Annotated in this window: 21 protein-coding genes; 10 read left to right on the forward strand and 11 right to left on the reverse strand. The window is 37.3% G+C overall.

Annotated features, from left to right (window positions below):
* Nucleotides 1-67: 67 nt before the first annotated feature.
* From ACY2RS_RS09210 to ACY2RS_RS09230, 5 genes are all read left to right on the forward strand, one after another.
* Nucleotides 68-886, forward strand: a complete 819-nt coding sequence (locus ACY2RS_RS09210) for a phage tail-like protein (RefSeq protein WP_490098353.1) — start codon at nucleotides 68-70, stop codon at nucleotides 884-886.
* A 10-nt stretch (nucleotides 887-896) separates the two neighbouring features.
* Nucleotides 897-1,706 (forward strand): phage tail-like protein, encoded by an 810-nt coding sequence (locus ACY2RS_RS09215; RefSeq protein ID WP_490098354.1) that lies wholly within the window; start codon nucleotides 897-899, stop codon nucleotides 1,704-1,706.
* A 26-nt stretch (nucleotides 1,707-1,732) separates the two neighbouring features.
* Nucleotides 1,733-2,557, forward strand: coding sequence for a phage tail-like protein (locus tag ACY2RS_RS09220; RefSeq protein WP_490098355.1), 825 nt, complete (start codon nucleotides 1,733-1,735; stop codon nucleotides 2,555-2,557).
* A 55-nt stretch (nucleotides 2,558-2,612) separates the two neighbouring features.
* Nucleotides 2,613-5,717, forward strand: a complete 3,105-nt coding sequence (locus ACY2RS_RS09225; protein WP_490098356.1) for a choice-of-anchor B family protein — start codon at nucleotides 2,613-2,615, stop codon at nucleotides 5,715-5,717.
* 169 nt (nucleotides 5,718-5,886) lie between these two features.
* Nucleotides 5,887-7,347, forward strand: coding sequence for a tail fiber domain-containing protein (locus ACY2RS_RS09230; RefSeq protein ID WP_490098357.1), 1,461 nt, complete (start codon nucleotides 5,887-5,889; stop codon nucleotides 7,345-7,347).
* 1 nt (nucleotide 7,348) lies between these two features.
* Here ACY2RS_RS09230 and ACY2RS_RS09235 read toward each other — a convergent pair whose 3' ends face one another.
* The gene (locus ACY2RS_RS09235; protein WP_490098358.1) at nucleotides 7,349-7,675 is read right to left on the reverse strand and encodes a hypothetical protein; all 327 of its coding nucleotides are present in this window, start codon (nucleotides 7,673-7,675) and stop codon (nucleotides 7,349-7,351) included.
* A 122-nt stretch (nucleotides 7,676-7,797) separates the two neighbouring features.
* On the opposite strand from ACY2RS_RS09235, the gene ACY2RS_RS09240 reads away from it, so the two are divergent.
* From ACY2RS_RS09240 to ACY2RS_RS09255, 4 genes are all read left to right on the forward strand, one after another.
* Nucleotides 7,798-7,968: a C1orf53 family protein gene (locus ACY2RS_RS09240; RefSeq protein WP_490098359.1), complete on the forward strand. Its 171-nt coding sequence runs from the start codon at nucleotides 7,798-7,800 to the stop codon at nucleotides 7,966-7,968.
* Between the two features lie 134 nt (nucleotides 7,969-8,102).
* On the forward strand, nucleotides 8,103-10,082 hold the full coding sequence (hutU, locus tag ACY2RS_RS09245) for a urocanate hydratase (protein WP_490098360.1): 1,980 nt from the start codon (nucleotides 8,103-8,105) through the stop codon (nucleotides 10,080-10,082).
* Between the two features lie 6 nt (nucleotides 10,083-10,088).
* Nucleotides 10,089-10,661, forward strand: a complete 573-nt coding sequence (locus tag ACY2RS_RS09250) for a DUF4136 domain-containing protein (protein WP_490098361.1) — start codon at nucleotides 10,089-10,091, stop codon at nucleotides 10,659-10,661.
* 120 nt (nucleotides 10,662-10,781) lie between these two features.
* On the forward strand, nucleotides 10,782-11,546 hold the full coding sequence (locus ACY2RS_RS09255; RefSeq protein WP_490098362.1) for a methyltransferase domain-containing protein: 765 nt from the start codon (nucleotides 10,782-10,784) through the stop codon (nucleotides 11,544-11,546).
* 5 nt (nucleotides 11,547-11,551) lie between these two features.
* On the opposite strand, the gene ACY2RS_RS09260 is transcribed toward ACY2RS_RS09255, so the two are convergent.
* From ACY2RS_RS09260 to ACY2RS_RS09305, 10 genes are all read right to left on the reverse strand, one after another.
* The gene (locus ACY2RS_RS09260; RefSeq protein ID WP_490098363.1) at nucleotides 11,552-12,559 is read right to left on the reverse strand and encodes an FAD:protein FMN transferase; all 1,008 of its coding nucleotides are present in this window, start codon (nucleotides 12,557-12,559) and stop codon (nucleotides 11,552-11,554) included.
* Nucleotides 12,556-12,918, reverse strand: a complete 363-nt coding sequence (locus tag ACY2RS_RS09265) for a DUF8840 domain-containing protein (RefSeq protein WP_490098413.1) — start codon at nucleotides 12,916-12,918, stop codon at nucleotides 12,556-12,558. Before ACY2RS_RS09265 ends, ACY2RS_RS09260 begins: the two co-directional genes overlap by 4 nt.
* A 248-nt stretch (nucleotides 12,919-13,166) precedes the next feature.
* On the reverse strand, nucleotides 13,167-14,033 hold the full coding sequence (locus ACY2RS_RS09270; protein WP_490098364.1) for a DUF4846 domain-containing protein: 867 nt from the start codon (nucleotides 14,031-14,033) through the stop codon (nucleotides 13,167-13,169).
* A 126-nt stretch (nucleotides 14,034-14,159) separates the two neighbouring features.
* Entirely contained in the window at nucleotides 14,160-18,077 is a 3,918-nt protein-coding gene (locus ACY2RS_RS09275) for a DUF8693 domain-containing protein (protein WP_490098365.1), read from the reverse strand.
* 191 nt (nucleotides 18,078-18,268) lie between these two features.
* Entirely contained in the window at nucleotides 18,269-19,576 is a 1,308-nt protein-coding gene (gene nqrF / locus ACY2RS_RS09280) for an NADH:ubiquinone reductase (Na(+)-transporting) subunit F (protein ID WP_490098366.1), read from the reverse strand.
* Between the two features lie 4 nt (nucleotides 19,577-19,580).
* Entirely contained in the window at nucleotides 19,581-20,336 is a 756-nt protein-coding gene (nqrE, locus tag ACY2RS_RS09285) for an NADH:ubiquinone reductase (Na(+)-transporting) subunit E (RefSeq protein ID WP_490098367.1), read from the reverse strand.
* A 53-nt stretch (nucleotides 20,337-20,389) separates the two neighbouring features.
* Complete coding sequence (locus ACY2RS_RS09290) at nucleotides 20,390-21,037, reverse strand: NADH:ubiquinone reductase (Na(+)-transporting) subunit D (protein ID WP_490098368.1); 648 nt, start codon at nucleotides 21,035-21,037, stop codon at nucleotides 20,390-20,392.
* 4 nt (nucleotides 21,038-21,041) lie between these two features.
* Entirely contained in the window at nucleotides 21,042-21,791 is a 750-nt protein-coding gene (locus tag ACY2RS_RS09295) for a Na(+)-translocating NADH-quinone reductase subunit C (protein WP_490098369.1), read from the reverse strand.
* A 2-nt stretch (nucleotides 21,792-21,793) separates the two neighbouring features.
* A complete protein-coding gene (locus tag ACY2RS_RS09300) occupies nucleotides 21,794-23,002 on the reverse strand; it encodes an NADH:ubiquinone reductase (Na(+)-transporting) subunit B (protein WP_490098370.1) in 1,209 nt (402 codons plus the stop codon).
* 3 nt (nucleotides 23,003-23,005) lie between these two features.
* Nucleotides 23,006-24,358, reverse strand: coding sequence for a Na(+)-translocating NADH-quinone reductase subunit A (locus ACY2RS_RS09305; protein ID WP_490098371.1), 1,353 nt, complete (start codon nucleotides 24,356-24,358; stop codon nucleotides 23,006-23,008).
* 204 nt (nucleotides 24,359-24,562) lie between these two features.
* Here ACY2RS_RS09305 and ACY2RS_RS09310 point away from each other — a divergent pair, with 204 nt between their 5' ends.
* Nucleotides 24,563-25,819 carry a type IX secretion system plug protein gene (locus ACY2RS_RS09310; protein ID WP_490098372.1) on the forward strand — a complete coding sequence of 419 codons (1,257 nt, stop codon included), beginning with the start codon at nucleotides 24,563-24,565 and terminating at the stop codon, nucleotides 25,817-25,819.
* The last annotated feature ends 76 nt before the right edge of the window (nucleotides 25,820-25,895 follow it).

Genomic DNA, 25,895 nt, shown 5'->3' on the forward strand with positions numbered 1-25,895 from the left:
CGATAATTTTTGTTTTTAATCGTTGTTATACATACTATTATATTCCCAAACAAAAAATAACCTACATATGCAACAAAAATACACAACATTAAAATTATGCTTTTTAACAATACTATTGCATACTTTTATCGGTACTGCCCAAGTAGGAATTAACACAACTACTCCAGAGGGCATTTTAGACATTAACAGTGATACCTATGGTATTGTTTTACCGCGTATTGCTTTAACTGCATCAAACTCTCAAGCACCTGTTGTAAATCCTCAAGGAGGCACATTGGCTGTTGGAACGGTAGTATATAATACAAGTACTACTAATACAGGAACAAATGATATTGTACCTGGCATCTATGTTTGGACAGGTTCTTCTTGGTTTAACAAGTTTACAAAAAAACAATCAGAATTTTTCACACAATCTACTTATTTAAGGCCTCAGTCGAGTTCTGGTTATGAAAACATACCTGGACTTACTGCACAATCATTTACAGCCGAATTTACTGGAACGTATAAAATAGAGTTGAGTGTAAATTATGGTGGAGGTATTTTAGAAGATTTGGATGGAGATTCTGCCATAACCGACATGGCGGTACAAGATGGAAACTTTAGGTTCGAATTTGATGGGGATACTCAAGAATTAGAAACAAAAGCGTATTCTGTTCAAGGTAGTACTAACTACTATTTAATATGGGAACAATACTCAGTTGTAATTTATAAAGATTGTATTAAAGGTCAATCTTACAACTTTAACCTTAGCTTTGATCAGTTTGATTCACCAGAGTTTGTAAATGGAGGTGACAACGATCCTTGGATAGGATTTTACAGTCAAGGAACTGGGTATATAGGATTTGACATTCCTTGCTCTGTAGAAATTACATACCTAACTGACTAATACTATTATTATGAGAAACACTATTACACAAAATCTTATAGCTTGTTTACTACTTGGTAGCATTTCATTTGCACAAGTAGGTATTGGCACATCAACACCCGAAGGTATATTAGATCTAAATAGTAGTACACAAGGATTTGTATACCCTACTGTAGAATTAACCTCTACTCAAGTTCAAGCCCCAGTGGTAAATCCACAAGGTGGTGTTTTGGCCGTTGGTACTACCATCTTTAATACAGCGAGAACAGGAACTGGCGCTTTTGATGTAGAGCCAGGTATCTATGCATGGGATGGTGACTCATGGGTGACTCACTTTTACAAAAGAGAGACCATGGAATATGTACAAACCACTGAATTAAGAACTTCTTCAAACGCAGGATACCAAGAGGTACCAGGATTAGATGTTGCCTCTGCCAACACCTTTGAGCCTGTATATTCTGGAACCTATAGAATTGAAGCAAAAGGGTATTATGGTGCCGGAGAGGTAAAATCAAATGAAGGAATCCATGCCATCATGGGAACTGGCACTTGGAGATTGACTTTTGATGGTACAGATTATTTTACCGACACATCTGCTATTTCCAGTTACCATCCAGATGTTAATGGAGGTACACATTACAAAGACGTTTGGGTTGAGACAGTAATGGTAGAATATGTTACGCTTATTGCCGGAAACACCTATTCCCTAAGCCTTGCGTTTGATCAAACAAGTACTCAAGACAATGATGGATTTAGATCTCAAGGAAATGCTGGTACTGGTAGAGGCCACGTAGGTTCTCAAGTACCCTGTCATATTGAATTTACCTACCTTAACCAATAATCAATACTAATTTAACTATAAATGGTATGAAACAAATTACACTCTATAAAATAGTAATCACTGCATTGCTTCTTGTTTTAGGAACACAGAAGCATTCGGCACAAATTGGTATTGCTACAGACAAGCCCCAAGGAATACTAGATGTACAAAACAGTAACTTAGCTGGTATTGTATTTCCAAAAGCAGCATTAACAGCAGCAAATGTTGCTGCACCTGTTATGAACCCACAAGGAGGAAGCTTGGCAGCTGGTACGGTTATTTTTAACACCAACAGTACTTCTACTGGTTCCTTTGATGTCTATCCTGGTATTTATGCTTGGGATGGTGCCTTTTGGAAACCTCAATATTTATTAGAAGATGCTGTTACGTTCACTCAATCATCATTAGGCTTTAGAGTCGTAACCGACGATCCTTATGTAGATATTCCTGGCTTAGGAACAGGAAGCTCTTTTACGGCAAAATATACAGGAACCTACAGAGTGAAAGCCAACTTTAATTTTGGAGCTGGAAAAATACTCACCCCAGATGATGGAGACATTAGAATGGCTACGCAAGAAGGTTTTTTTAAATTTACATTCGATGGTACTGACCATGAAATTTACACCCATGCATACTCTATTTACAATGACGATTTACCTGATCCAGATCACTACATGGAGCAATTTAGACATGATTCATCTTTAATTCTCTATCATGATTTAATAGCAGGTAACACCTATGATTTTAGTCTTCAAGTAGATGTTTTTGTCTCTGATAATTTTGAAGATGATGGAAACTCTGGAGATGGACGTGCCTATGTTGGAATTTCAATTCCGTGTGTAGTAGAATTCACCTATCTTGAGGAAAATTAAAAAATAACAACTAAAAAAAATAAGTATTAATTACCACCCCGCAAAAAAACCAACAATGAAAAAAATATTCCTACTTACTCTACTATTTACTGCTTCTATTGGCTTTGCTCAATTGGAACCAACAACAACCGAAACTACTAACAGAGGACCTTCATCCCAACTTACATTATTAAAACATATTACCGTAGCGCAAATGGGCGCTATTGAGGGCCAAGACTCTTGGGGTTGGACAGATCCAGTTGATGGAGAAGAATACGCAATCGTTGGTTGCGATAACGGTACTGCCTTTATTAGAGTAAATGAAGGAACCAATGCAGAATACCTAGGAAGAATGCCTTCTTTTACAGGATCTGGATTTTGGAGAGATGTAAAAGTAAATAACAATCACGCCTATATCGTAAGTGATGGAAACGGCTCTCATGGTATACAAATCTTTGATCTAACAAGACTTAGAAGTCTTGGAGCTACTACTACCAGAACTTTTAATAAAAATGGAGATGGTCATTATAGTGGAATTTCCTATGCGCACAACATTATTATTGATGAGGACAATGACTTTTTATACATACTAGGTTCAAACAGAAATGGCGGAGCCCCAAGAATTTTAGATATTTCTAACCCTACAAATCCTACGGTTGCTGGAAACATATCTTCTTCTTTTGGATATTGCCATGATGCGCAAATAGTTACCTATGATGGACCTGACCCAGATCATCAAGGAAAACAGATATTAATTGGGAGTTTTAGTGATGATAGGGATGTAAAAATTTTAGATGTTACTAACAAAAGTTCTGTTTCACAAATTTCTTCTTTCACCTACTCTACGGCAAGATATACACACCAAGGATGGTTTACAGAAGACAAACGCTTTTTTATCCTAGGTGACGAACTTGACGAAAATGTTACCGGAAATACAAGAACATTTGTTTTTGATTTTCAAGATCTAGACAACCCTACATTACATTATACTCATACAGGTACTACTGGGGCTACAGACCACAATGGTTATGTTCGTGGAAATAGATATTATTTAGCTAACTACAAAGAAGGTGCTAAGGTATTTAAGATTGACGGACTGTATGAAAGCACCCCTTCTATGGTAGAGGTAAACTACTACGACACTATGCCTACAACAAGTAGCACTGGTACAGAAGGAGTCTGGAATGTATATCCCTATTTAGAAAGTGGTATTTTAATTACCTCTGGATTTGGCTCACTTAGTAGCAATACCGATGGTGGGTTATTTTTGGTAAAAGATCCAAATTACGACAACACACCACCAGTTGCGGGTATAGAATCTAACCCATTTACATTACCTAATTCAGGAACTCTTACCCTAACTGCAGATCAAATAAGCACATCTACAGATAATATAGGTATTGTTTCTACTACCGTTAATGGTACAAACCAACTTACATTTACGTGTGACGACATAGGAACACAAACAGTAACCATTGTTGTTAAAGACGATTATGGTTTTGAAGATAGCATTACAGGAACCATCACCATTGAGCCAAATGAAACTAAATGGAATGGAACCCTCTGGGATGATGGTACTCCAGGACCTGGATCGTATGCAAGAATAACTGAAAATTATACTACAGCTAGCGGAAGCATCGATGCTTGTACCTGTCAAGTAAACAACACTAAAAGTCTTACTGTAAATGCAGGAGACTACATCAACATTCAAAAAGACATTACTGTAAATGGAACATTAAATGTAGCACATACAGGTAGTGTAGTACAACAAGATGCAGATGCACAATTTATTAGAGGTGCTAGTGCAAATATTGATGTAGCACTTACAACTCCTGCACTTACAGCTCGTGACTTTATGTTTTTAGGCAGCCCAGTAAGCGCAGAGACAAATACCGTTTTTAATGGTGCGTCACGTGTGTTAAAACACCTTACATCTGAGTTTGAACCATATACTGCAGAACCTTTAAATGGTGTAAACTTTTTAGATGCCGATCAAAACAATTGGGCCACGCATACTGGAACATTAAATCCAGGAGAAGGATACTTTATTATGCCTTCTTTAGTAGATGATGGAACCTATAATTATAACTACACAGAAGGAACACTTAATACTGGAAATGTAGTCTACAACGCAATGTACGGAGACGACAAAAATGACAGTCCGAATGTGTTAGCAAATCCTTATGCTTCTGCAATAGATGCCACTCAGTTTATCAATGAAAATGCAGTGGTTAGTGAGGTATATTTCTGGGAACACAGAATTACACCCAATACAACTATCCCTGGACCCTCAAACGCAAATTTCAGTATGGAAGATGTGTCTTTATTTAATGGTACTATGGGAACTCCTTCGGCGAGTGGTGGCGCCACCCCTACAAATGTAATTTCTACAGGACAAGGTTTTGCTATAAAAGCAAACAGCCCAGGGGGAGATGTAACCTTTACAAATGCAATGCGTTTAACAACAGGAAACACCACCTTAAGAAACCCAGAAAATAGAGACCTATTGTGGATTCAAGTAAGTGAAAGTGAATTTGATTTAGGAAGCACTACAGGAATAGGATTTCTAGAAGAAGCAAGTGCTATCTACGATAGAGGATACGATTCAGACAAGCTAAGCACCGTGGTATCATTGTACACACACCTTGAAGACGGAACACAACAATTAGGAATTCAAGGAAGAGAGTTATTTAATAACACTATAACTATTCCTATGGGCTTTGAGACTGCAGTGGCAATTGATGATCATGAGTATACGATTGCAATACATGACCTTGCAGGACCAAACATCGAAGGAAGCACCATCTTTTTATTCGATACCGAATTAAATATTTTAACAAACCTATCAGAAACCAACTATACATTTAAAGCAGGTGCTGGGGTACAAAACAATAGATTTACAATCCTTTTTGAAGGAGAAACTTTTGGTACTTCAGATTCAGTATTCGATAGTATTAAAATATTTCCAAATCCATCATCTAGTCTTATAACCATCTCATCGCCAAGAACAGATATTAACAATGTTGAAATATTTGACTTGAGAGGAAGAAGAATTGTAAATGTTATTAGCAAAGAAGATAATCAGTATGTTATAGATATTTCTTCTCTTGAAACTGCTATTTACTACGCAACTATCGAAACTACAGATGGTGTAGTTACTAAAAAATTGATTAAGAGATAGTTATATAATCAAGCATAAAATACCCATTATAAAAAGTCCTTAGAACTCTCTAAGGATTTTTTATTTTTTTAAGATTAGTTATTAACAAAATACGTTTTTAATCGATTATTATTGTTTTTAAGCGAAAGCTTTATTATAATTGCCTAGAAATAACTTACAAAATTTTAATATGAAATTTAGCCCCAACAAAACTTTCATTATTTCTGCTTGTGCATTATTCTTTTCATTACAAAATGTAAACGCTCAAGTTGGAATTAACACTGCATCTCCTACAAAAGGATCTATTTTAGACATCAATAGTGCCGAAAAAGGGATTATGATACCAAGATTAGATGTTACAGATCTTTCAACCATTGCTCCTATTACAGAAGTAACAACCGCAGCCGAATTATCAGCTGCCGAAGGACTATTAATCTACAATACAAATACCACAACGGGTGAAGGATTTCATTATTGGGATGGCACCGTTTGGTTACCCTTACACAACATCAAAAACATCTATACTAATGATGATGTACTAAAAGGAGATAGAACCTTAAGTTTTGACAACTTTGATTTGAACTTCGATAACCAAGACCAAGATTTCAATTTAAACAATGGGAATGAAGCTGCAGGAGATTCAAGAAGTCAAATTCTATTTTCTTTTGGGGATACTTCAAATACAAAAGACCTAAGACATAGTGTAAAAACTAGACATGATGACGGCTCAAATGATGATAATGCTATTGATTTTTACGTATGGGATGAAGCAGAAGACAACCGAAATGAAATTGGCTCAAGACACACATTAACGCTAGGAGCTAACAAAACAGTTTTTAATGAAAATAGCGGAGCTATTGACTTTAGAGTAGAATCTGATGACCAAGAAAACATGATTTTTGTGAATGGCGCAGAAGATCAAGTATTTATTAGAAATAATGCCCATCATATTGCAGCATACATAGATCCTTTTAACTCTTACGCTAACGCTATTAATGATGGAACAGGAACCACAGGTATTCAATACGCTATTGCTGGTTGGAACCAAGGTGATTTTGGTGGAGGTATTAATGGGGTTATAGAAGATGCTACAAACCCTTATGCAGCCATTGAAGGAGCAACAGCTGGTCCTGGCATTGCTGTAAGAGGTCTCTCAGTGACAAACTCAGATGCATATGGAGTTTCAGGATTTTGTCCTTGGACAGATCCTATGGATCCAACCATAATAGGATCTGATCTTGGTTTTGGAGGTGCCTTTTATGGAGGTCTCGCATACCAAGGTGGAGTTTATAATGTTTCTGACGCACGAATAAAAAAAGATGTAAACAGCATCGAGGGATCCTTGGAAAAAATCATGAATCTTGAAGGTGTCTCTTTTAAATATGATTTCGCTAAATTCAGTAATAATCCTTTGAAGGATGATAACACCTATTATGGTTTTATAGCTCAAAATGTAAAAGAAGAATTGCCGCATGCAGTAAAAGAAAAGAATGTTATGGTATCCCAACCTGATAACAGAACAGTAACTGAAAAAGAAATATTAAATGTAGTAGATTACACTGCAGTTATTCCTGTTCTTGTAGAGGCAATGAAGGAACAACAAGCTATGATTGAAGAATTAAAAGCCGAGATTAAAGCGCTAAAAAAATAAATTATAAATACTTAATAAAATTCCAAAAAGACCTTGACTTTAGATAGCTAAGGTCTTTTTCTTTTGCATATGCCTCACGCTCAAAACTAAGATTCATATACGCCTTATTCCAGTTACTATAGTACACAAGCTTTAGTAAGAACTCTAGTACATACCAAACATAAAAAGGCAACACCAATAACTCTTTTTGCTGCCGCAGATGTATTTTTTCATGATTCACAAACACCGCATCCCTTTTTAAATGTGCATCACGCATCACAATAAAAGGCCACAGCGTAATCCCTCTGTACTGTTTATGTATTAAATATTTATTGACAATAAAAATCAAAATATTAGTGTTTTATGAAAAATTAAATTCTCAAACTAGTTGAATTCACAACTAAAATAGCAAATCTCATTCCAACTAAAAATGAAGCCACAATTACAAACAACTTTACGTATTTTTGTTGTGTGTTATTTCCGAAGAAAAAAATAGAACTAGAAGAAGGTGATTACTACCTCACTCCCGAAGGCTACAAATGCTTTACAGAACAATACCACCTCAAAAGAGGCTATTGCTGTGAAAGCGGATGCCGTCATTGTCCGTACGGATTTGACAAAAAAACAAACACCACAAAATAACTAAGTTTGGACAGGTATTTTAAAACATACAAAGTAGTCATTGCAGGGAGCTATCACAGAGCAGATATTCGGTACCCATAGGATTGGTTTTTTACTGAAATTTTAAAAAACTACACACATTAAAAAAAACAAAAATGACGTTTAAAGAAGAAATACTTGCTGGAATCCCAAAAGAATTAACCGTTATAAAACCCTATGACCCCGAAGTCAACCACGCTCCAAAAAGAAAAAAAATATTAAGTGCCGAAGAAGAGGTATTGGCATTAAAAAATGCCCTACGCTACTTCAACCCAAAACACCATGCTACCCTCCTACCTGAGTTCAAGGAAGAATTAGAAACCTATGGTCGCATCTACATGTATCGCTTTAGACCCAATTACAAGATATATGCGAGACCTATAGATGAATACCCTGGAGCCTCTTCGCAAGCAAAAGCGATCATGCTCATGATACAAAATAATCTAGACCATGCAGTGGCTCAACACCCACATGAATTAATTACTTACGGTGGTAATGGTGGCGTCTTTTCAAACTGGGCGCAGTATCGATTAGTGATGCAGTATTTAGCGCAAATGACTAACGAACAAACCTTGGTTATGTACTCTGGCCACCCACTTGGCTTGTTCCCTTCACATAAAGATGCTCCACGCGTAGTGGTTACTAACGGGATGATGATTCCTAATTACTCGCAACCAGACGACTGGGAAAAATTTAACGCTTTAGGGGTTACACAATACGGACAAATGACCGCTGGAAGTTATATGTATATTGGTCCGCAGGGAATTGTTCATGGCACAACTATAACCGTTCTTAATGGTTTCAGAAAAATTAAAAAATCGCCTAAAGGCGGCTTGTTTGTCACCTCTGGATTAGGAGGTATGAGCGGAGCGCAACCCAAAGCAGGAAATATTGCAGGTTGTGTTACGGTTTGTGGAGAAGTTAATCAAAAAGCAACCCACACAAGACATAGTCAAGGATGGGTAGATGAAGTAATTAGTGATCTAAGACTTCTAGCTAGTCGTGTAAAACAAGCACTAGCAAATAAAGAAACGGTATCTATTGCCTGGGATGGAAACATTGTAGAGGTCTGGGAGCATTTCGACAAAGAGAATATCCATATTGACTTAGGAAGTGACCAAACGTCTCTACACAACCCTTGGGCAGGAGGATACTACCCGGTTGGACTTAGCTACAAAGAAGCCAATGAGATGATGGCAAACAATCCAGCGCTATTTAAAGAAAAAGTACACGAAAGCTTGAAACGTCATGCTGCAGCAATTAACAAACATACTGCAAAAGGCACCTACTTCTTTGATTATGGAAATGCTTTTTTATTAGAAGCATCTAGAGCCGGAGCAGATATCATGGCAGAAAATAATATTGATTTCAAATACCCAAGTTACGTGCAGGACATTATGGGACCTATGTGTTTCGATTATGGTTTCGGTCCGTTTAGATGGGTATGTGCTTCTGGAAAGTCAGAAGATTTAGCCAAGACGGATGCTATTGCTTGTCAAGTGCTTGAAGAAATCATGAAGGAATCTCCTGAAGAAATCCAACAGCAAATGGCAGATAACATTCAATGGATAAAAGGAGCTCAGGAAAACAAATTGGTGGTTGGATCACAAGCCAGAATTCTATATGCAGATGCCGAAGGAAGAATGAAAATTGCCAGTGCCTTTAACAAAGCCATTGAAGAAGGAGTTATAGAAACTGTGATTTTAGGACGTGATCACCACGATGTGAGTGGTACCGACTCCCCCTATCGTGAAACCAGTAACATCTATGATGGCAGTCGCTTTACAGCAGATATGGCCATACATAATGTCATTGGTGATAGTTTTAGAGGTGCTACCTGGGTAAGCATTCACAACGGAGGTGGTGTTGGATGGGGTGAGGTAATTAATGGTGGCTTCGGTATGGTTCTTGATGGTAGTAAAGACGCACAAAGACGTCTAGAAAGTATGCTTTTCTGGGATGTAAACAACGGAATTGCAAGACGTAGTTGGGCAAGAAATGAAGAAGCGGTATTTGCTATTAAAAGAGAAATGGAACGTAATCCTAATCTTAAAGTAACGCTTCCAAATTTTGTAGATGATTCACTTTTAAAATAAAACGCTATGAAACTACTAAAAATGTTCCCCGTCATTGCACTTCTCGCTTTGACTTCTTGCAGCACTGTTAGGGTTGTGAGTGACTATGACAAAGATGCCAATTTCAACAATTACAATTCTTTTGCTTTTTTTAAACCTGGTATCGACAAAGCACAAATTAGTGACTTAGACAAAAAAAGAATTCTTCGCGCTATTGAGGCGAACCTTGTTGCCAAAGGCATGAACAAAAATGCAACACCAGATCTATTAGTGAGTATTTTCACTAAGGAGAGTCAGCGTGTAGACGTCTACCAAAACAACTTTGGTTGGGGCGGCGGCTGGGGCTGGGGTGGCGGCTGGGGCTGGGGTGGCGGCTGGGGACCTGGCTGGGGCGCAGGTTTCAATAACAACACCGTAGCTAGAAGCACCGAAGGGAGCCTATTTATTGACCTCATCGACGCCAAAACAAATGAGTTGGTATGGCAAGGTGTTGGACGTTCTTCTCTATATACAGGCAATGATATAGAAAAAAGAGAAGAAAGAATTCGTCTCATAGTTTCTGAAATATTAGCAACATATCCTCCCGGAATGAAGCAATAAAAAATAGAAAGTCTCGCTACAACAGCGAGACTTTTTTTTGAGAACTAACATTTCAGATAAAAAACGTCTCCTACAAAGACTTATATTTGCAATACATTCTAGCAATAAGACCCATTTTTTGTGAGCAAACTTTTTAAATTTTTCTTGAACTTATTTCCAAGAACACTCCTTATTAGATTGAGTTACTTGATACGACCACTGGTTGCATTTTTCTTGAGAGGAAATACGTATACAGACCCCATTGATGGAAAATCGTACCGCAAATTTTTACCCTATGGTTATGCAAACGTTCGAGAAAATGTATTGGCTCCGGGCACCTTATCTTTAGAAAGACATCGTTTGTTTTGGCTGTATTTAAAAAATGAAACTTCTTTTTTTACAGATACATTACGCGTACTTCACTTTGCACCAGAGCAAGCCTTTCTTCGGAAATTTAAACGCCTCAAAAACATTCGTTACACCACAACCGATCTCAACTCCCCTATCGCCGATGTAAAAGCCGATATTTGTGAGCTACCTTTTGAAGATGAGAGTTATGATTTTATTATTTGTAATCACGTCTTAGAGCATATCCCAGACGACACCAAAGCCATGCAGGAACTTTACCGTGTATTGGCACCAGGGGGAACTGCAATTCTGCAAGTCCCCTTAGAAAATGAGCGCGCTGTTACCTTTGAAGATGATACCATTACCGATCAAAAAGAACGTACCCGAATTTTCGGGCAGTATGATCATGTACGCATCTATGGAATGGATTATTTTGACAAATTACGAAGCATTGGTTTTAACGTAGAAGCGCTAGAATACTCAAAAAATCTCAACGAAACTGATCTAGAACGCTACCGATTGGCCAAAGGAGAATTACTGCCTGTCTGTAAAAAATAAGCTTATTATAGCAGCGCTTTCTCGAATCCTTTGGTGATATAGGTTTGAGGAGCTCCAAGACTATCCACATAGGTTAGATATGCATCTACTTCATCTAGCGTTACGAGCATTTCTTTTGCATTCTTTATACCCATCGCCATACAAGCAGTAGCATAGGCGTCTGCCAATGCACAGGTAGGTGCCATTACAGTAGCGCTTGTTACGTTGTTTTGTTCTGCCAAGCCTGTTAAAGGGTTTATAGTATGGACATATTTTTTTCCTGTGAGGTCATCGATTCTAAATTTTCTATAATTCCCAGAACCCGCTAAACCTCTATCTACAAGGCTAAAATACGCCACTGCTTCTCTATTTGAAACATCCGAAATGATGGCTTCCACCCCAGAAGTCCAAGGTTTATTTTTCGCAAGATTTTGCCCCTTGGCTAACACTTCGCCCCCAAGCTCTATGATAAAATTTTTAATGTTGTTTTGAGCTAGCATATTTCCTAGGCAATCAATACCATACCCTTTTGCCACTGCATTAAAGTCGATGTATATATTGGGATGGTCTTTATGCAACGTACCATCTGCCTGAATCTGTATTTTTTTGAAACCTACCAAGGTCATCACGCTATCTAAAACCGCTTGATCAATTACATCTAGATAATCGGTGTCGCCAAAACCGTAGGCATTTCGAAGGCTCCCTACCGTAGGATCAAAATAACCCTTAGAGTTGGTATATACCGTTTCAGAAATTCGCCACACCTCTTTAAATAGTGAATCAACAACCACAGTAGTATCTCCGCTATTAATTTTAGAAATATCACTTTCTGGTATGTAGGTACTCATCGATTTATTGACGGCATATAATACACTATCAATTCCTTTTTGAGCATCAAAATTTGAGTCTGTAAAATACTGAATGGTATAGGTGGTTCCAAAAGCATTGCCTTGTAAGACTTTTTTGGTAAATGAAGGTTCGTTTTTGCATCCAATAAAAACAAATGCTATTAAAATATAAATTCCTGCTCTCATACTATTTCTTGTAAGCCTTTATATACCATGGTATACTCTTCTCCTTTTATTACAGGTTTTCCATAATCTGATCCATGACCAAGACCAACACCTGCATAATAGGTTTTTGCCTCAAATTTATTGGCATGTTCTTTTATGGTTTGCATAAAAACTGGATCGTATACATTCGCATCTTGAGGATACTGCACCACACGAACAATCACAAAATGAAGGTCTTTATTCTTTAAACCTACAAATTGTGGGTCCTTCCCTATCTTGCTATTCACTCCCATAAACTCAAAGCCCTGTGCTTTCATATCTTCACCCACAATATTCATGGCGAGGTTGTGTAATTCTTGTTTGGTAAGCTCTTGAGACATTTTTTCTTCGGAAATTTTAGAATACAAAAATACGGCTTCTGAAATCGAAATCGAAATCGAAATCGAAGTTTCAGGAAAAGTTGACGGATGACGGAAAATAAGTATGTAGTGTTCAGTGGCAGCAAAATGATTTGAAAATGTGTCGATTTGAAAATTCTACTTTGCTACTTTGGAACTTTTAATCTTTGTTACTTTGTTACTTTGTTACTTTGAGCCTTTGTTACTTCCAACAAACCAAAGACTAAAGACTAAATAAACCGCATACACTTCACTTCCTCAAAATAGTAGGTAGGTATTTGAAGTTCTTCCCCTAGTGTTAATTCGAACCAAGGAGAAATACTGGTGTTTTTGGGGTTCTTTAGCAAATGCACACTTTGTGCGGGGGTATTGCCCTGCAACAAGGCAAACAAACGATCACCTTGTTCATTTTCAACGATATTAGCAATCATGACTACATGACCAGGACTACCTGGTTTTATAATCATATCTCCAATATGTAGGTCAGAAATAGACGTTACCTTTGGTAGTTCATCATATAATGATTGTGTCCCCGCATAGGTATAGATGAGGTTGAGGTATTTGTAAAAATTTGCTTTAGAAGCATCCTGAGCAGCTGTTTTATGAAAGCTTACTTTATTTCCTTTTATCTTGGGTCTGTAGCCCTTTGCATATTCTTTCCACGAGCAATAATGACCAGAGGTAAAATTAAAACCAATAGCCTCTTTTTGATCTTGCTCCCAGAGATATTCAGCTCTTAATCGCATTAAAGCATCTGCGCATTGTTGTAAACCATTTGAAGGGACTGGCAGTTCTAAAACCCCTACATGCCCTTGCTGATATACATAAGGTTTACCATCATAATTAATCACCGAGGCACTGGCATCTTTTAAGGAATAGGTTCTAATATAAGCCTCAAAACTAGATGCCTCTATATCTGTTTGCAAATATCCTTCTGGCACCTTTATCCTGTCTTTGATAGTCATACCAGCTGGATTCAAATAACTAGGAGGTAGCACATAAGTGAGCGCAGTATTCTTGATGGTGTCTCCCTTTTTTGTGAACCAAAAGAAGCCAACCAAAACAAGTAAAAAAATAAGTACAATTCCTTTTTTCATTATATAGATAACTAGAAGTAGCAAGACTTATTTTAGAACTTATCAAATTAAAAGTTCATGAACATCTTTACATAAAAAAGTCTGCTAAGAATACCTAGCAGACTTTTTAATGAAAAATATTGTTTGTTATTTTTTTACAATTCGCTTTATAACGAGCCCTTTTGAAGTTTGAATGTTCACAAAATAAGTTCCTGTTGTATAGGTGTTCATTTCAAAATTCACCATATTCTTTCCTAGGTTTGCATACACAGCAACGGTTCTTCCTTGCATATCTATCAACGTAATATATTCAATACTTGCATTTGGAGACCAAACAGATACTCTGTTACCAGCAGGATTAGGATATACACTAATACTATTCACCAAATTATCGAACGTATTTAAAATAGATTCATTCTCGAATTGCAACACAAAACGATCGGTATGGTTTCCAAGCGCTGCAGTAAATGTGTAGCCACTTTCATTTAAATTAGTTGCCGTATTTGTAAGTCTGTCTAAAAGATAAACGGCATTGCTTTCCCAAGCCAGACCTTCAAGATCGGCTAGCTTAATGGTATACGTTGCCAACTCATCAACCAACGTTTGAAACCCTAGTGGGATAGTCATTGTGTTTTCAAAAGCCTCTCTTCCTTGAATAGCATAGCCTTGTGCTTCACCTTCAATCATAGAATATAAAGACACACTTGCTGCTAGACGTTTGCTATCGTATGCAGCTTCGTATCCAGCAGTAGCTTCAGGAGTAAACCCTAGCAACATATTGCTTTTTAAATCGTATGGTTCATTGGTTACTTCTAACCATAATTTGTTAGTACTAGCTTCGGGACTTCTTAGGGTAGTGTTTCCAGTTAGCACTCTCATTGCATTGTTAAATACAATCGCATCACCATTTACTGCTTTCACCCCAAAACCTTGTCCGGTTGAAATCACAGAAGGTCCCGTTTGAGTTCCTCCCATGGTATTGAATACTGAAATATCCTCCATATTATAATATGAATCATCTGAACCTGGATATGTAGCTCCAGGATTCGTATCATGATTCCAGAAATACACTTCATTCACTGCGCTATTACCATTGATAAACAAAGCAGTATCTATTCCAGAAGGATATGGGTTTGAAAGGACATTAGGACTATCATTTTGATTATCCCCAAAGGTCGTAGCGTAATTTATAACCCCATTGTTTAGCGTTCCTGTATTAAAAGCTAGGTCATAGCTCCCTCCTGTTTGTAGGTTTGGACCAGGAATATAGTAGTATCCTTCACCTGGGTTTAAAACGCCCGAATTGAAACTCCAATCAAATCCAGCTTGACCTGCAATGTTATCATCTACGAAATTAGTTCCATCTGGAAACAATGTTTGAATAGCAGGGTTTGGATTAAAATTGCTCGTATTGTGTTCTAGCATTCTAAAGCCAGCTAAATCTTCACGAACCTCTATTGTCATTGGACTACCAATTACCATAAAATCTCTAGGATTTAAGTTTGGAGTGGTAACTTGTACTTCGATAGTTCCGTTATTCGTTACTGTAGCAGCATCATCTACTTGCACCAAACTTCCTTGATGCGCAACTACAAGGCTTCCATTAACTGTGATATCACTTTGTGTTCGTATGTATGTATTTGCAGCAACAGTTACCATTTGACTTGCATTGACGATAAGTTGACAAGCATCGATGTTTCCATCTGAACCCGTATCGAAAGCACCATTAATTACGGCTGTATCTGTAACTCCAGGAGCAACACCACCAACCCATGCTGTACCATTCCAGGTAATCATAGCACCAGGACAAGCGGTAGTATCGATAATATTCACCGTATAATCTTGAGTTTCTCCCCATGTAATATCATCACAAGGTCCAGTGGTAATTGGATCTGCAGATGCATCAAATGCTCTTGCTCTTAATAATTTAGTTCCTAATGTTGTCCCCGTTGGTATGGTAATGCTAAAGTTTTCTAAGGTACCATCTGTAATTGTAAACACTTGGTTCAAGACTTCTTCTCCTGGATCGGTAAAGTCATTATTTTCGTTAAAGTCAATCCAAACTTTGATACGCTCATCATTCCATCGTGTAGAAGCTTGAAGTGTATACACATTGTTACCTGCACTTCTATCCAAATCAGTAACCAAAGCGGTTCTATCTGCATATCCTTGAGGAGCTCCTGGATCTGTATTGCAACCCGAAGCACCATCATCTGTATTAATAGTACCTAATACAAACTGTTTAATGCCATCTACACCACATCCATTTATTGTAGTAGGAATACAAATTGTATTTTCTACGATTTTACAGGACTCATCATTCGCCATGTTTTCATCTCCTACCAACTGGGTTGACACACAGATGTTATAGGTACCAAGATCAGATAAATCAACCGTTGTAGGAACTGTAACGTTTACAGAAGCTCCACCATTTAATGTAGGGGCATAGACCTCATTTGCAACTACAACGCCATCGATAGATACTTCATAGGGTATGTTAGATTGCGAAGATGTCCCAAAATTTGCAAGAGTTATTAATAATTGCTCTGCATTGGTTAGTCCTACTTCAATGGCAGCAGGCTCTATTATTGTAGTAATAGACACATCGTTATTTGGAACAGTTCCTGCAGCAAGCGAAATGTTTAAATCATACATTTGAACATTATCAATATTACTTTGCTGTCTTACTCTTATAAAGTAGGTACCTGCTAGGGGTAACCCAACACCCACTAAATTTTCTACTTGACCTAAGCCATTTGCATTTGCAGTTGCTATAACAGTGGACCCATCTGTATCCAACACTTCGACCATTAAATCTGAAACTGTTAACGCATTAAAATTTGACCCTGTTGAACATGACCCATTTGAAAACTGAACACCATCTAAATAGGTGGTCCCAGTTGGCGTAAGTGTTCCTGTAAGTACTGTTGTTTCACTTACTGTAAAAGAATAATAATCTACATCTGAGTTATCATCTATACTTCGTTGCAGCTTATTATAAGAAATAGGGTTTGCCGTATTCCCTAAAAAACTAGCCGTAGCGAAAGTATCATTAGATCCTTCTGGATCTCCATAATGTCTATTAGTTGCTAATATATCATCTTCTTGAGGCCCTACAAAAGCTGTAGTAACAAAAGGCTCCATTAACTTACTTAAATTCACTGGACATACATGAAAAAGACCCAACCCATGACCAATTTCATGTGTTAACACATTAAGAGAACCCGTTGTGGGATTATTGGCATAATAATTATCTGAAGTATCAATAATCATATCCCCAATATTAGGGAAGTAATTACACGCTAACACACCATTAGTTCCATCTAGTGGACGGCCAGCTATTCGTATATCACCTCTAGTTCCTGAAACACCATTGTTAAATTGAGAAGCTGTTGCTATCCCATCATCATTTGGCTCATAAACAAAAATAAGCCCACTAGCTTCAGACCATGAATTAAACATTGGAACCATTAAATTGTTATGCCATGGAGCAGTTGTAAAATCTCCAGGTGTAGTAGGGCCTCCAAACACACCATTAAAAAAGGCTATAAAATCACTTGGACCCGTAGATTCCCCTGAAACACCACATCCATTTGCAAAGACAGTCCCATCTGGAACATAACTCCATGTTAGTGTAGTAACATCACCTTGACCTAAACCTCCGCCATCTGTAGCTGTAGTTCCCCATCTTCCTCCTAAGTTAAATCTAGACCCAATATTAGGTGCTAAACTATTAATTATTTTTTCTCTATTCTTATAAAAATCATCTATCACCGCTTGATCAGTACCCGGCGCAAAACAAGAAGCTGGCAACTCGAAGAATTCATCAGGATTACTTTTTAGGGCAGCTATAGATTCCTTGATAGAGTTTTGTATGTGCGGTCCTACTCGAGATAGGAATGCCTTTTTAATAAGTTGGTCGGTTTCTTCTTTGGCTACTTTAGAAGTATTTACTTCTTGTTCTTGAGTTATACTTGCTTCTTCTGGAGTGTTAAAATTTCCGAGTAGAAAAACTAAAAAGAGAGTAACGGTTGTTATGAATGAAAATATTATTGACTTTTTCATGGCGGTAGTTATTTACAATTCTAGTTTATTTAATTTGTTCTAATAAATAAAAATACAGTTATTACACATAAAAACAATAGCTTACACTACTATTCTGTCCTGGATTGTAATTTAATACACTAAAACTTACTATAAAAAACCGCTTTCAATTGCTTGAAAGCGGTTTCACATATTTAAAATTTCAGAAGAAATTATCCTCCAAAGTCATCAAAACGAATATGCTCGTCTGGGATACCAAAATCTTCTCCCATTTTTTGAACAGCTTGGTTCATCAATGGTGGTCCACAGAAATACAATTCTATATCTTCTGGCGATTCATGGTGATTTAAATAGTTGTCAATTACCACTTGGTGAATAAAGCCTACAAAACCATCTCCTTCTCCATCAATACCGTCTTTTACTTTCCAGTTATCTTCTTCCATTGGCTCAGACAAAGCTAAGTAGAACTTGAAGTTTGGAAAATCATTTTCTAGTTGTTGGAAATGATCTAAGTAGAACAATTCTCTCTTTGAACGTCCACCATACCAATAGGTTACTTTTCTTCCCGTCTTTAACGTACGGAATAAGTGGTATAAGTGAGAACGCATAGGTGCCATTCCTGCTCCACCTCCTACGTACAACATTTCGCTTTCAGATGGGTTGATAAAGAACTCACCGTAAGGTCCAGAGATCACACACTTGTCACCTTTTTTAAGTCCGAAAATGTATGATGAAGCCACACCAGGATTTACATCCATCCATTGGTTCTTAGCGCGATCCCATGGCGGCGTAGCAATACGAACGTTCAACATAATCTCACGTCCTTCTGCAGGATAAGAAGCCATAGAATAGGCTCTCTCTACAATCTCATTATTTTTCATGACCAATGGCCACAAACCAAATTTGTCCCATTCTGCCTTAAACATTTCAGGATCGTTATGCTCTTCAGGGTGCGCTGTAATGTCCATATCTGCAAATTTCACTTCGCATTCAGGAATTTCAATCTGGATATATCCACCCGCTTTGTAGTTCATATCCTCAGGGATTTCAACTACAAATTCTTTAATAAAAGAAGCTACGTTGTAATTACGAACAACAACGGCATCCCATTTCTTAATACCAAACACCTCTTCTGGAATGGTAATATTCATGTCTTGTTTTACTTTTACTTGGCAAGACAAACGTGCTCCATCTTTTAATTCTTTTCTACTAAAGTGAGGCGTTTCTGTAGGCAATGCTTCCCCACCACCTTCAAGGACGTGGCACTCACACTGAATACATGTTCCACCTCCACCACAAGCAGAGGGCAAGAAAATCTTGTTATTACCTAAGGTAGAAAGTAAGGTTCCACCACTAGCTACTTCAATTTCTTTTTCTCCGTTGATGGTAATCTTTACCGGTCCCGATGGAGATAATTTTTGTTTTGTAAAGAGTAACAATGCTACCAATAACAATGTTAACACCAAAAAGGCGATAACTGTTGCTGCGATTACTCCTGTGATACTTGCTGCTAAAAACATACTCTTAGTTTTTTAATTCTGAAACCACTGCTTGTGCCGTTTCTAATTCATTTTCAATAGCTGGTTGCTCTATGCCTACTTTTTCTGGTTGTCCTTCTAGTGTTGGTGCTGCATCATCTCCTCCGGTTAGCATTCCACCAAAGCTCATAAAACCAATGGCCATAAGACCTGTGATGATAAATGTAATTCCTAACCCTCTTAAAGGTGCAGGCACATTACTGTATCTAATCTTCTCTCTAATGGCTGCAATGGCAACGATAGCCAAGAACCATCCTATACCAGAGCTAAATCCATAGTTTAAGGCTAATGCCGCTGTTTCTATTTCTCTAGACTGCATGAATAATGATCCTCCAAGAATAGCACAGTTTACTGCGATAAGTGGTAAGAAAATACCCAAAGAGTTGTATAATGATGGAGAAAATTTCTCTACAATAATCTCTACCAATTGTACCATGGTTGCGATGGTTGCAATAAACAAGATAAAAGATAAGAAACTTAAATCGTAGTCTGCATACGCACTCAATTCTGGTGTTTCACGATTACCATCTAACCATGCTAAAGCACCTGGTTGTAATATATACTGATCTAAAAACCAGTTTAAAGGTACGGTTACAGTAAGTACAAAAATTACAGCGGCACCAAGACCTACTGCCGTACTTACCTTTTTAGATACTGCTAAGTAAGAACACATTCCTAAGAAATATGCAAATACCATGTTATCTACAAAGATTGATTTAAAAAATAATTCTAAATGTTCCATATATATAGTATTGAATACACTTCGACAAGCTCAGTGTGACAAATTCGTCTATTTTAATTTTCTTCTATTAGTGCTTTGTTACGGCTACGTTGTACCCAGATAATGATTCCTACTACAATAAGTGCCATTGGAGGCAATACCATAAAACCATTGTTCTCATATCCGATAGCATACAATCCAGTTTTCTCAACAGAATCTCCAAGTACTTTAAAACCAAACAAAGTTCCAGAACCTAGTAATTCTCTAAAGAATCCTACAATAATTAAGATCACTCCGTATCCTAATGCATTTCCTATACCATCTAAAAACGATCTCCAAGGTCCGTTTCCTAAAGCAAATGCTTCAAAACGTCCCATGATAATACAATTGGTAATGATCAATCCAATAAATACCGATAGTTCTTTACTTAAAGAATATGCAAATGCTTTTAGCACTTGATCTACAATAATTACCAGTGTTGCTACAACGATAAGTTGTACAATAATTCGAATCTTCGATGGTATAATATTTCGCATTAAAGAAATTACCACATTTCCGATTCCTAATACAAAGATTACAGATACTGCCATTACAATAGATGGCTTTAACTGTGCCGTAATGGCTAAGGCAGAACAAATACCAAGTACTTGAATAGTAATTGGGTTGTCATCTGCTAATGGATCTAGGATTAACCCTTTGTCTTTTTTTGAAAGTAGTCCCATCTTCTTAGTTGTTTAAAGTTTGAAAGTAAGGTACGTACATAGCGATGTCTTTTTTCAACATAGCAGATACACCATCTCCAGTTATCGTAGCTCCAGCTAAGGCGTCTACTTCATAATCGTCTTTAATAAGGTTCTTAGGATCATTGTTTCCTTTTGCGACCTTAATACCTTTATAGGTAGCCCCATCTAGTAATTTCTCACCTGTAAAGTCATCCATAAAGTAACGTTGCTTGATCTCTGCTCCTAATCCAGGCGTTTCCCCTTTATGGTCAAAATACACCCCTTGAACCGTCATCGATTTATCTACAGCTACAAAGCCCCAAATAGCATCCCAAAGTCCTTTTCCTCTTACTGGCATGATGTATACTTCTTTTCCATCTTTATTACCTACAAACAATGGCAATTTTCTAGTATACCCAGCTTTTTTAGCTTTAGCACCTTCCTTTTTTATATCAATAAGGTAGGCTTCATTGTCTTCGGAAACTTTAGTTCCTTCGATAACGAGTTGCTTAGTAATGTATTTATTGAATTCTGCTTCTACATTTTCTGTGCTAATAAAAGCAACATCTCCAGCACCTTCATTATCACTTATGCCCATTGCATACAGGATATTTTGTTGCTTTTCAAATTTCTCATTTGCTTTGATCATGGGCTTTAACCCACTAGCAAATCCTGCTAAAAGTGTACCCACCACTAACACCATAATAACGGCGAATATGATGGTAAAACTATTTTTATCTGTATTCACTGCCATGGTTATGCTGTTTTAACTTTTAAACGTTTAGCTCTTTTCTTGATATTTCCTTCCAACACATAGTGATCTATGGTTGGTGCAAATACATTCATCAATAGAATTGCCAAGAAGACACCTTCTGGATAGGCTGGATTGAAGACACGTATCATAATAGAGATAAACCCTATCAAGAACCCGTAAATCCATTTCCCTTTGTTTGTTTGAGAGGCGGTTACCGGATCCGTTGCCATGTATACAGCTCCAAATAAAATACTACCAATAAATAAGTGTTGCCAGAAATCTACACTCATAAGACCATAGAACTTAGAGGTTTCTGATATCCAACCAGCATCTACAACACCGTTAAAGATAAGTCCCATAGACAAAGCACCAACAAGGGTACTCAATATAATTCTCCAGCTTCCTATTTTACTTAAGATTAAGATCAATGCTCCTACAACGATTAATACTTTTGAAGTTTCCCCAACAGATCCAGGAATGAATCCTAAAAATTGATCTGCTAAACTCCAATCTGCAAAACCATTGTTTTGTGCCAAACTACCTAAAATAGTTTCTCCAGAAATAGCATCAGGCTGACCCACAGTATCTACTGCTCCTGTCACCCATACTTTATCTCCAGACATCCATGTTGGATATGCAAAGAATAAGAAAGCTCTAATAGTAAGGGCTGGATTTAAGATATTCATTCCAGTTCCTCCAAATACTTCTTTTCCAATAACAACACCAAAGACAACTGCAACTGCTAACATCCATAGTGGAATATCTACAGGTACAATTAATGGCACTAACATTCCTGTTACTAGGTATCCTTCTTCTACTTCGTGTCCTTTAATGACAGCAAAAATAAATTCTACTAGAAGTCCTACTCCGTAAGAAACAATCACTAGTGGTAATACTTTCCATGCTCCTACACCGAAGTTTGCAAAATTCCAGAATTCTGTACTAAAAAAGCTCAAGGCTTTTGTGACGTCACCTGTTTGCAAATGGTATTGATATCCAGCATTAAAGATTCCGAATAACAAACAAGGCACCAAAGATAGGATTACCATGTTCATGGTACGTTTCAAATCGTCTGCCGCTTTGATGTGAGTACCATTGTGTGTGGTCTCATTTGGCAAGTACAAGAAGGTATGGATTACGTTAAACGCAGGTGCCATCTTCGTACCCTTGTACTTCATTTTTGTGTTATGTAAACTTTGTTTTAAACCCATCGCTTATCCAATTTCTTTATACATTAAGTCTAATCCTTCTCTAATGATCTCTTGGTGTGGTTGTTTAGACACACAAATAAATTCTGTCAATGCAAAATCTTCTGGTGCTACTTCATACATTCCTAAGGCTTCCATTGCATCCAAATCTTTCACCATACAGGCCTTTAAGATTTGTAATGGATAGATATCTAGAGGAAATACTTCTTCGTAATTTCCTGTCACCACAAAAGCACGATGCTCACCATTGGTATTGGTGTTTAGCGCATACTCTTTTTTGGGTTGCATCCAAGAAAACGTCAAGGCTCTTGAAGGAGATATTTTATTGAAAACTGGTTTATTCCAACCAAAGAATTCGTAATCGTCACCTTCTGGTATTACTGTAATCGCATCATGGTAAAATCCTAAGTGTTGTTTTGGAGAAATGGTATCTCCACTTAAAACACTTCCACTAATAACACGAACGTTTTCTTCGTTTAATCCAGAATCATAAATCATGGTAGCAACTTCACTACCAATTCTTGTTTTGTAATATTTTGGAGCTTTTACAGAAGATCCTGCCAACGCAATTACACGCTCAGCATTGTATTTTCCTGTTAAAAATAACTCACCAATAATCACCAAATCTTGTGCAGCTACTGTCCAAACAGTTTCTCCTTTATTGATTGGGTCTAGTTTGTTTATTTGAGTTCCTACATTTCCAGCTGGGTGCAATGCGTTTGCTTTGTGCATCACTACATTATTCATTCCCGCTAGAGGAGAAGACCCATTTTTACCTATCGTAAGGTGTACATCGCCTTCCGTTAACTTACTTAAAGCGGTAAAAGCAGCTTGTACTTCCTTCTCTTTTCCTTGAAGAGTAAAGTCAAGATCTGCAGCAAGCGGACCCGTACTTAAACCAGAAACAAAAATAGCTTTAGGGGCTTTGTCTGGATTTGCAATTACGTCATACGGACGTTGTTTTACAAATGGCCAGCAACCTGAAGCTAGTAAGTGTTTTTTGATCTCTTCGCCAGAAAGGCTCTCAGGAGATTTTACTCCATGATCTTTAAATGTATCTTGTTGATCACCTTCAATAGTTAATTTAGTGATCACACGTTTGGCACCTCTTTCAATGCTTGTAAGCGTTCCACTTACAGGAGATGAAAAAGTAATTGCTTCGTTTTGTTTGCTGTAAAATAACGTTTCTCCAGCTTGAATTTTTTCACCCTCTTTCTTCACCAACTTTGGTGTAAATAGATGAAAATCTGAAGGACGAATAGCAAATGTGCGAGAACGCGGTGCGTTAGAAAGTGTTTTATCCGCTTCACCTTTTAGGCGAATGGTAAGACCTTTTTTAATCTTAATGTCTTTGGACATAGGATAGTCGTGTTAAAATTGTCTTTTATTTTCCTAAAATGCTTGTAGAATTCTTACAGCTTTTTAAGGATTGCAAATTTAAGAATTAAAAGAGCAACATTCCAATTAATTAGCATAATTTTATTAGCAATATGTTCTTCGGAAATGTTAGACAATTTTAAGGCATAAAATTTGTTTATATTTATAATACATTAAACACATACCATGCGCGCACTCGCTTTATCCCTATTATTATTTTTATGTAACATTTCTGCAAGCTTCTCACAAGTAGAAGAAACCCCTGAACCAGAATACATTAGAACCATACAATTTAAAGGAAGCTCCTCTCAAAGTCGTCTTCCTATCATAGAACTAGGACAACGACTACAACTCTCATTTGATGACATAATAGGTGACGAATCTGATTATTACTACACCATCGAACATTTTAATTTCGATTGGACCCCAAGTGATTTGTCTAAAGGTGAGTACCTCGATGGATTTGACGATGTTCGCATAGAAACCTACGAAAACAGTTTCACTACCTTACAAATCTATTCTCACTATACGGTTAGTATCCCAAACAGAGAAACCCGCGCCATTCAAAAAAGTGGCAACTACCTGCTTAGTGTTTTTGATGATGACGGCAACATTGTCTTCTCAAGAAAATTTATGGTTCTTGAACGCACCTTAAGTGTGGCTGTAGAAATAAAAAGAGCTCGTAAAATCAAACATATTGAAGAACAACAGGTGGTCAACTTTACCGTAGACTCCCCTAACCTTCTGCTTATAAACCCTAAGCAAAATGTAAAAACCTTGGTCTTACAAAACAGTAATTTAAAAACTGCCATCACCAATTTAAAACCGCAATACACTATTGGTAGCGAACTTATCTATAGATACGATCAAGAAGCTGCTTTTTGGGGAGGCAATGAGTTTTTATTTTTCGACAATAAAGACATTCGTTCTGCCACCAACGGAATTCGAAGTGTACAACTAAATGATTTGTATGAAAATTATTTATACACCAACATTGACAGAAGCACCAGGCCCTATACCTACAACCCAGACATCAACGGAAATTTCCAAGTAAGAAACTTGTACGCCACACAAAACCAAGATATCGAGGCAGAATATGTCATCATGCATTTTAACCTCCAGCATTATGGCGCTTTAAATGATAAGGAGATTCACATCTACGGAAATTTTAACAACTGGACCATTGATGAGACCACCTACATGCGTTACAACGAGAAGACAGACACCTACCAAAACGCACGTCTTTTCAAACAAGGATTTTACAATTACAAATACGTAATGGTTAATCGTGACGGAAGTGTCGAGCAAGGACCTATTAGTGGTAATTTCTGGGAAACAGAAAACCAATATACAGTTCTTGTGTATTACAGAGCACCCGGATCAAGATTTGACAGATTGTTAGGAGAAGGCTACGCTAGTTCTACCAATATTACTAATAACTAGTTAGAAGATAGAAATTAGAAGATAGACCGCTATGCTCATAGACCGTTCACTTTGCTCTCTAATAGATGATAGACTG

It is taken from the genome of Patiriisocius sp. 208BN25-11, assembly GCF_058147145.1.

Coding starts and splice junctions, on each gene's coding strand:
- ACY2RS_RS09295 (WP_490098369.1), bottom strand. CDS start 21,791: ATGGCAGTGAATACAGATAAAAATAGTTTTACCATCATATTCGCCGTT.
- ACY2RS_RS09265 (WP_490098413.1), bottom strand. CDS start 12,918: ATGTCTCAAGAGCTTACCAAACAAGAATTACACAACCTCGCCATGAAT.
- ACY2RS_RS09305 (WP_490098371.1), bottom strand. CDS start 24,358: ATGTCCAAAGACATTAAGATTAAAAAAGGTCTTACCATTCGCCTAAAA.
- nqrF (WP_490098366.1), bottom strand. CDS start 19,576: ATGTTTTTAGCAGCAAGTATCACAGGAGTAATCGCAGCAACAGTTATC.
- ACY2RS_RS09225 (WP_490098356.1), top strand. CDS start 2,613: ATGAAAAAAATATTCCTACTTACTCTACTATTTACTGCTTCTATTGGC.
- ACY2RS_RS09270 (WP_490098364.1), bottom strand. CDS start 14,033: ATGAAAAAAGGAATTGTACTTATTTTTTTACTTGTTTTGGTTGGCTTC.
- ACY2RS_RS09250 (WP_490098361.1), top strand. CDS start 10,089: ATGAAACTACTAAAAATGTTCCCCGTCATTGCACTTCTCGCTTTGACT.
- ACY2RS_RS09260 (WP_490098363.1), bottom strand. CDS start 12,559: ATGAGAGCAGGAATTTATATTTTAATAGCATTTGTTTTTATTGGATGC.
- ACY2RS_RS09275 (WP_490098365.1), bottom strand. CDS start 18,077: ATGAAAAAGTCAATAATATTTTCATTCATAACAACCGTTACTCTCTTT.
- ACY2RS_RS09220 (WP_490098355.1), top strand. CDS start 1,733: ATGAAACAAATTACACTCTATAAAATAGTAATCACTGCATTGCTTCTT.
- ACY2RS_RS09310 (WP_490098372.1), top strand. CDS start 24,563: ATGCGCGCACTCGCTTTATCCCTATTATTATTTTTATGTAACATTTCT.
- ACY2RS_RS09215 (WP_490098354.1), top strand. CDS start 897: ATGAGAAACACTATTACACAAAATCTTATAGCTTGTTTACTACTTGGT.
- nqrE (WP_490098367.1), bottom strand. CDS start 20,336: ATGGAACATTTAGAATTATTTTTTAAATCAATCTTTGTAGATAACATG.
- ACY2RS_RS09290 (WP_490098368.1), bottom strand. CDS start 21,037: ATGGGACTACTTTCAAAAAAAGACAAAGGGTTAATCCTAGATCCATTA.
- ACY2RS_RS09300 (WP_490098370.1), bottom strand. CDS start 23,002: ATGGGTTTAAAACAAAGTTTACATAACACAAAAATGAAGTACAAGGGT.
- ACY2RS_RS09210 (WP_490098353.1), top strand. CDS start 68: ATGCAACAAAAATACACAACATTAAAATTATGCTTTTTAACAATACTA.
- hutU (WP_490098360.1), top strand. CDS start 8,103: ATGACGTTTAAAGAAGAAATACTTGCTGGAATCCCAAAAGAATTAACC.
- ACY2RS_RS09230 (WP_490098357.1), top strand. CDS start 5,887: ATGAAATTTAGCCCCAACAAAACTTTCATTATTTCTGCTTGTGCATTA.